We start from the raw sequence: 11,620 nt of genomic DNA, 5'->3' as shown, positions 1-11,620 counted from the left end.
TAACACGACACCATTACATCAGCACGATCGCTCCCGGACCGCCTGTCAACGCCTCCAGCGCGTCGTGGCTGCTGCGCCCCTCCAGCAGATCGGCCCCCTCGACCACGATGCGGGTCTGGTACTGCACCAGCCTGGAGTTGTTATCGGCACCGCGCATCGCGATATCGATGTGCGTCCCATCGCTTTCCCGGTGCAGGGTGATATCGTGCTCCATCGGCGTCCGGGTGCCGGCAAAGGAAAATCCCCTGGGGTTCAGCCCGCGCAAGTCAATCAGGTCTTCGCGCCGGTCGAAATCCGTGATCAGCGTCGCGCTGTCCTCCAGCTTTTCGCCCTGTCCCCTGCTGCGGAAGAACTGGAACACATCGCGCCCGTTACCGCCGGTCATGGTGTCGTTGCCTATGCCTCCGATCAGAAAATCGTCGCCATCGCCACCGAACAGCCGGTCGTTGCCGCTGTTGCCGTACAAGGTATCGCGGCCGTTTCCGCCATAAAGTATGTCATTGCCATATCCGCCAAACAGAATATCGTTGCCGTCGCCTCCGTCGAGCATATCGTCGCCGCCGCCGCCGACCAGGTAATCGTTGCCCCCCAAACCGGTCAAGGTGTCGCTGCCGCGCCCGCCGTGGATCTCATCGCGACCGGGGGTGCCGGCCAGCACATTGTCATCCCCGCTACTGCCCGAAACCCGGTTGATGGCCGGTGTCGCCGCAGGAAGGGGGCCGCCATTGCTCAGCAACGGCTGAAACAGCAGGCTGTCGTGGACACTGTCCCCGTCGCCGTCCTCCAGAGTGAATTCGACCTTCATCTCGCGCGGCAGGCGAACCGGCATGTGTACGGCATAGCTGCCATCATCCATGTCCACCTTCACGCTGCCGCCTTCATATTCAACGGTGAGCAGATGCGTGACCGCATCAAAGTGATAGCTGCCAGGCAAGGCGTCGGTCGCAGTCAGCGTTCCGGCCTCCCGGTCATAGATAAAGCCCCGGCTGCCCAGTTGCAATGTGCGCACAAAACCGCCGTCTGCGCCAAAGCGCGCGAGGTTTCCCGTATGGACATTGGTATGCGTGACCCCGGTCAGGGCGGTATCCAGCTGCGACATATCGCTGACCAGCAACGGCTCGATTCCTGTGTGCTTGAGCCCGTCGAAACCGAGCGGCTTGATCTTGGAACTGTCCTTGATGTCCTCGCCGATGGCCAGCGCGTAGCTGGTCATTTTCTTATCGCTCAGAAACGCTTCCCAGTTACCCTGCGTCTTGCCGTCGATGTGCGATTCCTTGCCGGTCGGGATGCTGTCGGTAAGGCTGTAGGCCACGTGCTGCGCGTTTTCCAGCGCCCCCGGAGTGTGGAATTTATCCATCGCGACCTCGGCGGCCTTGCGATAGTTGGTGGCGCCATTGCCCAGTACCATGCGCTCCAGCGCCCCGCTGTCCATATACTCGCGCAGCTGATCCGCCGTGACCCAACCGGGATCGTCGCGTTCCACCGGATAGTGCCAGCCGGTAGAAGCGTCGGTGGCAAACAGCACCAGACGAACCTTGACGTCGCCGGCATCGCGATAGCGATCGACCAGATTGAGCAACGCTTCCTTCGCCACCTGAAGTCTCGACTTCCCGGCCTCGTCCAGCCACTCGCCGCCGGTTCCGCGATGGCGCATGCTGCCGGAAACATCGAACACGATCAGCAGATTGGTCGAAACAGGGGTCATCAGAACCTCTTGCGTCCCGCATTCGGCAGCGGCGATACCGTCATCGCAAATGCGTAATTTCAGCACGCCCCTATCCTGCACATGTCCCTTGCCGTCATACAGTTCGATCCCGATATCCAGGGTCGTCGCGTCGCTGCTACTCGCATGATCGATGGCGGCGCGCAAGGTCGCCTGCCAGCGGTCTTGCCCGTCCAGTTGCAACTGCAGCACTTCCCGCTCATCCGTCACCGCCACCAGGCGTCGAGCGTCGGCCGACACCTGCCAGCGAACCGGCTTGCCCCCCGAGCTCAGGGCGAGCGTCGGCGCGGCAAAGCGGACCTCGCCGCCGCCGAGCCCCGCCGCCGCCGCCACCTCGCCGCTGGCCACGACAGGCGCATTCCCTGGCAAAGGGTACAAACCGTTCGGCAGCAGCGCTTCCGCCACGTCGCCTTGCATGTCCGACCTCAGCCGCGGATCATCCTTGCCATCGATATCGATCGCGACGCGCGTCTCGCCGCCGTCAGCCAGGGCGACGGCGAAGCTGTCGACCCGCTGTTCACCGCCATCGAGCGCCTGCACCTTCGCGCTGTCGTTATCGAGCTGGTAGCGCCATTTGCCCTTGGCATCCACCGACAACTTGCCGTAGCCGCCCTGCTGCTGGGCAGGCTTGAATCCGACGAAGTGCGACGACGACACAAGCTGGCCGTCGATCATCAGGATCTCGTCTTCCGCCACCCGGCCGCGCCCTTCCTGCGCCGACTCGGTCTCGCCCCGGATGGTGATCGTTATTGCCTGCGTCGTCCCATCCTTCGTTTCCACGATGACGCTATCGGTCAAGGTCTCCCCGGCCGTCAGTGTCTGCACGGCCTCGCTGTCGTTGTGAAGCCGGTATTTCCAGTAGCCCTGGGAAGCCTGGCTGCCCTCGCCATGCTTCCCCTGCACCTTGACCACCGTTTTGAATTCCGCCTGCCCCGCATCCGGATCGTCCACGTTCAACCAGCCATCGACCACGGGATCGGCTCCATTGAACCCGCCGTCCTCGACGACCAGCCCGCTGCTGGCGCCGCGTATCCTTGCCGGATCATCGCGTCCCTGCACCTTGACTTCCACCGCGCTAGCCCCCCCATCGAGCAGATCGACCACGAAGCTATCGATGCGGCTGTCCGCATCGGTCAACGCCTGAACGTGTGCCGCATCGTTGTCCAGGACGTACAGCCAGTTGCCGGCGCTGTCCAGCGTCAGTCGGCCATAAGCGCCCTTTTTGTCGATCACGCTCTTGAAGCCGACATGGGGAGATGACGCCAGCAGCTGCCCGTTGGCCTGCAAGCTGACGTCTTCCTGCACCGCCCCATTGCCGCGGGATGCGACTTCCGATTTGCCATGCACCTCGATCTGCACCTGCTCGCGCGCCCCGTTGACGGTGAACACCGTGAACGCGTCGTATTTGAGGTCGCCATCGCCCAACTGCTGAACTTCCGCCGAGCCGTTTCTGAGCGCATAGTGCCAGCCGCCATCCTTCTGCATGCTCAGATCGCCATATTTTCCGGCGTAATGGCCGATGGCAAAGCCTTGGTCGTCCGAGTCGAGCGGATCGGCGAGGACACCCGATACGGTCAGCGTTCCATCCTCCTCGACCCGGCCGTGGCCGGGAAGCGATGGCGAACGCCGCGATCGGCCACGGCCTTCGTCGTCGGCGGTGTCCTGGCCTGCCGCGATGGGCTGCGCCTCCGCAACGGCAGGGGCGGCCGTGCCGGCCTGAGCGGACCGGCCCGCCTCCCTCGACGACGCGTCCACTGCCTCGCTCAGGCGGCCGAGCCGGATAAAACCATGGCCGCTATCGCCGTCGCCATCGGAGCTCAAACCCGCCTCCGGATTCGCCAGTGCGCGCAGCGGGTCGTCCTGCCCGCGCTCGACGGCAGCCACGGCGGCACGCACGCTACGCTGCAGTGGACTCGTCTCCGTCGCCAGCGGGGCGTCGAGCCGCCAGGCCGAGTCCACGGCCTCTTCCGGCAACAGGATTTCGCTGCGCCCATCTGCATTCTGAATCTCGACCCGCGCACCGTCCCCCAACTCCACGCGCGCCCCCTGCTCCAACGCATCGCCTATGCGCAAGGCACGCACCTGACCTTGCACATCGCGCACGGTTGCCTGCCCTTGTACGGAAATGACTCGACTGCTCATGCTGCATCCCTCGATTCGTTTGAATTCGTGACAGCCGGATCCGCTCCGGCCTTCCCTGCCGCCGTCATCCCGGTATCGGAAAATGATGATTTACCGGAAATGGACTTGGCTTATTTGATAAATTTCAGAGTGTTTCGAAAGCAAATGCTTGAAGGCGAATTAAGACATATCGAACAACAGGCATCCATACCCTGGTCATCGATTGGGATTTTTCCTACTTGCATTACGTGTTTGAACATTAGGAATCGCGACGCGTCCGGCAGACCATGACAAATGCCGGACGCGCAGCGGAAGTGACAATGGTGATGGAGAAGTCCGCCCCTCGCGCTGCCGCTGGCAAGGCAGGGCCGCCTGCGGGCACACTCGGGGCGGGGAGCGCGGGTCGGGTCCGAAGAATCCGTCTACGGAACCCCACACTGCCAGCTCGCCCTGGCACAGCGAAACAGTCAGCGCTCGGTCAAGGCCTGTGCCTTGGCGCGCAACACCGGCTTGAGCAAATATGACAAAATGCTTTTTTTACCTGTCAAGATATCAACCTGGACCACCATGCCGGGGATGATGCGCCAATGGCGTCCCCCGGCCGCGCTGGCGCGCGTTCGCACCCGCACCAGATAGTAGGGCTGGCCTTTCTCGTCGCTCAAGGTATCGGCTCCGATCTCTTGCAACTCGCCCTCCATGCCGCCGTAAACAGTCGAATCGTATGCGGTGAAACGCAGATAGGCACGCTGCCCCGGATGCAGGAAGGCGATATCGCGCGGCGAGACCCGGGCTTCGACCAGCAAGACCTCTTCGGACGGGACCAGCTCGATGATGTCTTTGCCCGGCGTGACCACGCTGCCGACGGTGTTCAGATAAAGACGCTTGATTTCGCCACTGGCCGGCGCGCGTACCTCGGTCAGGCGTACGCGGTCTTGCAGGGCCACGCTGCCGGCCTTCAGACTGCCGAGCTTGGCCAGGGTATCCGACAACTCGATGCTCGCTGCATTGCGGAATGCCAGCTCGACTTCCTGCACTTTGCGCGCGGCTTCGGCAATGGCCGCCTGCAGTCGCGGAATCTGGGCTGTCGCCATATCCCGTTCACCGCGCGCACGCGCGACTTCGCGTCGCAGCCGTAGCAAGTCGACATCGGACACCGCTCCCGACTCCTGCAATGGTGCCGTTACCGCCAGTTCTTTTGATGTCAGCTCGAAGCTCTGCTGCGCCTGCTCGCGCCGGACCCTGACTTCGCCCAATTCTTGCGTGCGCTGGGCAAGCTGCTGCCTGGCGATGGCCAGCCCCGTATCGAGTTCCTGCCGCCGCGACGCATACAAAGCCGTTTCCTGCTGCGCGAGATCGGGGGCCGCCGCCGCCACTGCAGGAGGCAGTTGCAGCGCTTGCGCGCTCGCCAGGGCGCGCAAGCGCGCCGCCTTCGCCTGCAGCGCCAGCCATTGCGCGCGGTTCTCGCCGAGCGAGGATTCGACCCGCGTGCTGTCGATACGCAACAGCAGCTGCCCCTTGCTTACTTTCTCGCCCTCGCGCACCCGTATCTCGGCCACGATCCCGCCATCCAGGCTCTGGATATGCTGATTCTGAAACGAGGGCACCACTCTGCCTTCCCCGCGTGCCACTTCATCAACCTGCGATAGTGCCGCCCACAGCACGGCGGCTCCCGCCAGGCCGGCAACAGTCAGGATAAACAGACGGGGCCGTCGCGGCCGCTGTTGCTGGATCCCCCACTGCACATCGGCGATAAAATCGGTCGTGCGCGCGTCATCGACGGCGGCGGCCTCCCCCTTGCCCCGCCGCCAGCGGCCGATGCGTGCACGAACATCCGCCAGCCGACGCACCCAATGGCGAACCGCGCGCGCCATCATGCTGCTCTCCCGGCTTCGCGGCGGCGGCGCAAGGCATCCAGCACCTCCTCCCTCGGCCCGTCGGCAACCAGACGGCCGCGGTCGAGAATCACCAGCCGCTCCCCCAGATCGAACATCTCCGGTTGGTGCGACACCAGCAGCAGCGTCGTGTTGCGCGACAGCCTGTGCAGGGTGTCGCGAATATGCGCGGCACTGCCGGCATCCAGATTCCCGGTCGGTTCGTCCAGCAGCAGAATGGAAGGATTACCCAATAAGGCACGGGCGATTCCGACGGCCTTGCGCTGTCCGCCCGACAAGGTCTCGCCGCGTTCGCCCACCCGCATTGCGAATCCGTGGGGATGGGTATTGACGAAAGGCGCGAGCCCGGCAAGCTCGGCGGCGGCAGCGACGGCCCCGTCGTCGACGCCGGACAGTCCCATGGCAATGTTGTCGCGCAGTGTGCCGTAAAACAGCACGATGTCTTGCGGGACATAGGCAACATGGCGCCGCAATTCGCCCGGATCGAGTTGCTGCATGTCGATGCCATCGATCAGAATGGCGCCGGAGCTTGGTCGGTACAGACCCATGACCAGTTTCTGCAAGCTGCTTTTGCCCGACCCGACATTGCCGGCGATCACCACGCGCTCGCCGGCTGCCACCTTGAGCGAGACCCTGGACAAGGCTTCCTGCGGCGAGGCGGGATAGGTCAGCGAGACCGAACGCAATTCGATCGCTCCGAGAATGTGCGGGCGGTGAAAAAACGCCGCCTCCGCTTCGCGCTCCTGTGGCAGCGCCATCAGCACCTCAAGCGAATCCAGCGAAGTCCGCGCATTGTAGTACTGGGTGAGCACACCGACGAGCTGACTGAGCGGGGCCATCACCCGCCCCGAAAGCAGCGCGAGCGCCAGCAGGCCGCCCTGGCTGAGACCGCCGCCTGCGACCTGATAGACGCCAAGCACCAGAGTGGCGAGATAAACCAGATGCAGCATCATGGCGGCGAAATGGCCGCTGCTCGCACTCAGCAGCTTGAGGCGGGCACCGATCTGCGCCAGAAAGAGAGTCGCGCGCTCCCAGCGCGCTTGCTGATGCCCCTCGGCGCCGAGCGCCTTGATGGTTTCAAGCCCGGCCAGACTTTCCACCAGCAAGGCATGCCGTTGCGCCGACGCACGCAAGGTGGTTTGCGCCAAATCGTGCACCCGTTGCTGGGTCAGCCAGACCTGGCCCAGCATCAATATGGCGCCAAACAGGGCCGGCAGCGCCAGTAGCGGCGAAATCCACGCCATGACCAGCATGAATAGCAGCACGAAGGGCAGATCGATCAGAGTCACGATAGAGGCCGAGGCGATGAAATCCCGCAGCGCCTCGAAGGCGCGCAGATTGGCGGCAAAGGCCCCGACCGAGGCTGGACGCCCCTCCAGCCGCATGCCGAGCACCTGTTCCATGATCCGCGCCGACAGGACCACATCGATACGTTTTCCGGCCTGATCCAGCAAGCTCGTGCGCGCGATCTTGAGCATGAAGTCGAACCCCAGCGCCAGAGCGGCTCCGATTGCGAGCACCCATAGGGTATCCAGTGCCATGTTCGGCAAAACGCGGTCGTAGACATTCATCGAGACCAGCGGCAGAGCCAGGGCGAGCAGATTGATCAGCAAGGCCGCGATCATGGCATCGCGGTACAGCGGCCTTGCTTCGTAGACCGTACGCCAGAACCAGTGTCGCGAGCGCTTGGCAACATACTCGGGCGCCCGCAATTCGAACCGGAAGCGCGGCTTGAGCAGGATGGCAAAACCGCTGTAGCACGCATCCAGTCCGGCCATATCCAGCTCGCACTCCGGATCGGCCGCACCGGGCATGAAAAGACGGTAACGCCCGGCACTCGCATCGACCGCGCGCAGCAAACAGGCAACGTCGCCGTTCAGCAGCAAGATCAGCGGCCGGGTCGGAACGCCGATATCGGCCAGCGTCAGACGCCGCAGGCAGCTTGACATGCCGGCGCGGCGCGCCGCGCGGTCGAACAACGATGGCGTCAGCCGACCATCGACCAGGGGTAAACCCGCTGTCAGCGCATCGGGAGTACCGTGCAGTCCGTTTTCCGACGCAAGCTGAAACAGACATTCGCGCAAGCCGTCGACTCCCGGGCGCGGGCCGGGCGCGCACTGGGCCGGCGGAGAGATCACATTTGACTCCATAAATACCCAAATCCCTTTCACATGGTTTTCCGAAAAGCCCGGATGCGGCGTAGCGCACCCGGCGCACAGCAAGCAAGGGCGAACCGTATGCGCTCCGGTGGATGCCAGACTTGCCGAATTCGCTCAATCCCGGATGGCACGGAAAGAATCAGAAAAGCTTGAACAGCAAAAGGTAAAAAAAGAAATGGAAGACAAGAGGACGCGAACAGACGCTAGCGTGCGCGGGAAAGAAGGGGGCTCAAGGCTAGGGGGTTCGATGCGGAAGAATGACGAACTCGCGGCAAGCGAACGGGAACGGGTAAAGCCGCTCGGCCCGGCGCAGGCAAACGGCCAGCCGCCTTCGCCCGTCATCGCTGACATGCGATGGCAGAATCGCCATGACGGCGCGCCCGGAACCGCTTTTTCCTGCGTCGCAGGATGGGGATAGTGATGAACAGGGCATCACGGCCCCTTGACCCACGCTATGGAGATCCAGAATGCCATTCATCATCGACAAAACACTATGGTTGCTATTCACGCCGATGAGCTCGAACGCGCCGTCCCAGCTCATGCCCCCGCCGCAGGCCGAAGTGGTCAGCAACGCCGACAAGCGCCATAGCGGACAGATGAACAGCAAATCGCCCGCCCCGCTTGCCGCGCGGCAGGACCCCCGCGAGGGCGCGGTCCCGCTCCGCACCGAGACGGCTTCTTATATCTACCAGCGCAGCTACTGGCCCATCAGGAAGCCGCCTGACAACGGCGAGAACACCCGCCCCCAGCGCCCGGTGCAGGACGGGCAGAAATACAGGGTGCCGCTACCCGACCCCCCCGCCGTCGCCATCGACATGCGCAACGTGCAGAGCGGGCTCGAATACCGGATAGCCGCAGGCGAGCGGCGGCTGGAGCAACGCATCGACTCGCTGGAAAAAAGGACAAGGGAGGGTGTCGCGCTCGGGGCAGCGTTGGCCGGCTTGCGTCCGAACCCTAGGGGGACGGACAGCCACCACCTGGCCATGGGGGTCGGCAGCTACGCGGGCAGCCAGGCGCTGGCATTGGGCTATTTCATGCAGCTGGGCCAGCGCGCGATGCTCAACGCGAGCATGGCCACCACGGGACCGAGCCGGCCGCTGGCCGGCTCGGTCGGAGCGACACTCAGCTGGTAGCAAACCTCACTCGAAGACCAGCTGTCCGTTGCGCTCGTCGACCAGCACCGTCGACTTGGGCGGGTACCTGCCGTCGAGAATCGCGCGAGCGAGCGGGTTTTCTATCTCGCTCTGAATCGCGCGCTTCAACGGGCGTGCGCCGTAGACCGGGTCGAACCCCGCCTCCGACAGCAGCGCCAGCGCCGACTCGCTCACTTGCAGGTCGAGATCGAGCTTGCTCAGGCGCTGCTCGAGCGCCTTCAGCTGGATGCGTGCGATGGCCTGGATGTTTTTTTCGTCCAAGGCGTGGAACACCACCACTTCATCGATACGATTGATGAACTCGGGACGGAAGTACGACTTCACCTCGGCCATGACCGCGAGTTTTATCACCTGATAGTCGTCGGTCGCCATCGTCTGGATATGCTGACTGCCCATATTCGACGTCATGACCACTACGGTGTTCTTGAAGTCGACGGTACGCCCCTGGCCATCGGTCAGGCGCCCGTCATCCAGAACCTGCAATAGCACATTGAACACATCCGGGTGCGCTTTTTCCACCTCATCGAGCAGAATCACGCTATAGGGTTTACGGCGCACCTGCTCGGTCAGATAACCGCCCTCCTCATAGCCGACATAGCCGGGAGGGGCGCCGATCAGACGCGCGACCGAATGCTTTTCCATATACTCGGACATGTCGATGCGGATCAGATGGTCTTCCGAATCGAACAGAAAGCCAGCCAACGTCTTGCACAGCTCGGTCTTGCCGACCCCGGTCGGGCCGAGGAACAGGAAACTGCCGTAGGGCTTGTCGGGGTCGGACAAGCCGGAACGCGAGCGCCGGATCGCATCGGCCACCGCCACCACGGCCTCGTCCTGGCCGATCAGGCGCTGGTGCATGAAATCTTCCATATGCAGCAACTTGTCGCGCTCGCCGGTCAGCATCTTCGACACGGGAATGCCGGTCATGCGGCTGACGACTTCGGCGATCTCCTCGGCACCGACTTCGGTGCGCAACAGACGGTTGGGCTTTTGCTCGCCCTTGCCCGCCGCTTCCGCCTCCTTCAACCGGGCCTCCAGCTGCGGCAAATGTCCGTACTGCAACTCGGCCAGCTTTTGCCAGTCGCCCTGCCGCTTGAGTTCGTCCATGCGGACCTTGAGTTTGTCGATTTCTTCCTTGATCGACTGACTGCCCTGCGCGCTGGCTTTTTCCGATTTCCAGATTTCATCGAGATCGGAATAATCCTTGGTCAGCTTGGCGATCTCTTCTTCGATCAAACCGAAGCGGCGCACCGAGGCTTCATCGCTTTCCTTGCGCACCGCCTCGCGTTCGATCTTGAGCTGGATCAGCCGGCGATCGAGACGGTCCATTTCTTCGGGCTTGGAATCGAGTTCCATCTTGATGCGGCTGGCGGCCTCGTCGATGAGGTCGATAGCCTTGTCGGGCAGGAAACGGTCGGTGATATAGCGATGCGACAACTCGGCGGCGGCCACGATGGCCGGGTCGGTGATATCGACGCCGTGATGGATTTCGTAGCGCTCTTGCAAGCCGCGCAGGATGGCGACGGTATCCTCCACCGACGGTTCGTCCACGAGGACTTTCTGGAAACGACGCTCGAGGGCGGCATCCTTCTCGATGTATTTGCGGTACTCATCCAGCGTCGTCGCGCCAAGGCAGTGCAGTTCGCCGCGTGCGAGCGCCGGTTTGAGCATATTGCCGGCATCCATCGCGCCTTCGGCTTTTCCAGCGCCGACCAGGGTGTGGATTTCATCGATAAAGATCAGGGTATTGCCTTCGTCGCGCGACAGATCGGTCAGTACCGCCTTCAGACGTTCCTCGAACTCGCCGCGATACTTGGCCCCGGCCAGCAGGGCGGCCAGATCGAGTACCAGCAGTCTTTTATGCTTGAGGCTTTCCGGTACTTCGCCATTGACGATGCGCTGCGCGAGCCCTTCGACGATGGCGGTCTTGCCGACCCCCGGCTCGCCGATCAGGACCGGATTATTCTTGGTGCGGCGCAACAGAACCTGGATCGTGCGCCGGATTTCATCGTCGCGTCCGATCACCGGATCGAGCTTGCCTTCGCGCGCGCGTTCGGTCAGGTCCAGCGTATACTTTTTCAACGCTTCGCGTTGGCCCTCGGCCTCCTGCGAGTCGACGGCCTGGCCGCCGCGCACCGCATCGATCGCCGTGCTCAGTGCGCTGTGGGTCGCGCCGGCCTGCTTGAACAGACGGGCAGCTTCGCCACGATCCTCCTCCAACGCCAGCAGGAACATCTCGCTGGCGATAAACTCGTCGCCGCGCTTGAGCGCCGCCTTCTCTACCCTATTCAGCAGATTGCCCAACTCGCGCGAGACCGTGATCTCGCCGTCGTTGCCCTGGACCTTGGGCAGGCGCGCGATAGCCTCGCGCAGCCCTGTCTTGAGAACGGGGACATTGACGCCGGCGCGCGCGAGCAAGCCCCCGGCACCGGAGTCCGCGTCGTCGAGCAAGGCCAGCAACACATGCAGGGCCTCGATATATGGATTGTCGGCGGCCAGAGCCAGACTCTGCGCATCGCCGAACGCTTGCTGAAATTTAGTCGTCAGTTTGTCGAATCGCATCGCCATCTC

Annotated in this window: 5 protein-coding genes; 1 reads left to right on the top strand and 4 read right to left on the bottom strand. The window is 63.2% G+C overall.

Annotation, left to right across the window (positions count from 1 at the left end):
* Positions 1-13 precede the first annotated feature (13 nt).
* From G520_RS0108635 to G520_RS0108625, 3 genes are all read right to left on the bottom strand, one after another.
* Positions 14-3,865: a retention module-containing protein gene (locus tag G520_RS0108635; RefSeq protein ID WP_028535295.1), complete on the bottom strand. Its 3,852-nt coding sequence runs from the start codon at positions 3,863-3,865 to the stop codon at positions 14-16.
* Positions 3,866-4,311: 446 nt separating this feature from the next.
* A complete protein-coding gene (locus G520_RS0108630) occupies positions 4,312-5,718 on the bottom strand; it encodes an HlyD family type I secretion periplasmic adaptor subunit (protein WP_036665846.1) in 1,407 nt (468 codons plus the stop codon).
* Positions 5,715-7,874: a type I secretion system permease/ATPase gene (locus G520_RS0108625; protein WP_246542748.1), complete on the bottom strand. Its 2,160-nt coding sequence runs from the start codon at positions 7,872-7,874 to the stop codon at positions 5,715-5,717. Before G520_RS0108625 ends, G520_RS0108630 begins: the two co-directional genes overlap by 4 nt.
* Positions 7,875-8,362: 488 nt before the next feature.
* Between G520_RS0108625 and G520_RS0108620 the strand changes: the two genes are divergently transcribed.
* Positions 8,363-9,028 carry a YadA-like family protein gene (locus tag G520_RS0108620; protein ID WP_028535292.1) on the top strand — a complete coding sequence of 222 codons (666 nt, stop codon included), beginning with the start codon at positions 8,363-8,365 and terminating at the stop codon, positions 9,026-9,028.
* Positions 9,029-9,034: 6 nt separating this feature from the next.
* On the opposite strand, the gene clpB is transcribed toward G520_RS0108620, so the two are convergent.
* Positions 9,035-11,611 carry an ATP-dependent chaperone ClpB gene (gene clpB, locus G520_RS0108615; protein WP_028535291.1) on the bottom strand — a complete coding sequence of 859 codons (2,577 nt, stop codon included), beginning with the start codon at positions 11,609-11,611 and terminating at the stop codon, positions 9,035-9,037.
* Between the last annotated feature and the right edge of the window lie 9 nt (positions 11,612-11,620).

Origin of the sequence: Paludibacterium yongneupense DSM 18731 (assembly GCF_000422925.1) — a bacterium.
Lineage (GTDB): Bacteria > Pseudomonadota > Gammaproteobacteria > Burkholderiales > Chromobacteriaceae > Paludibacterium > Paludibacterium yongneupense.
Note: the sequence above shows the minus strand (reverse complement) of the source record. Positions and strands in the feature narration are given on the sequence as shown.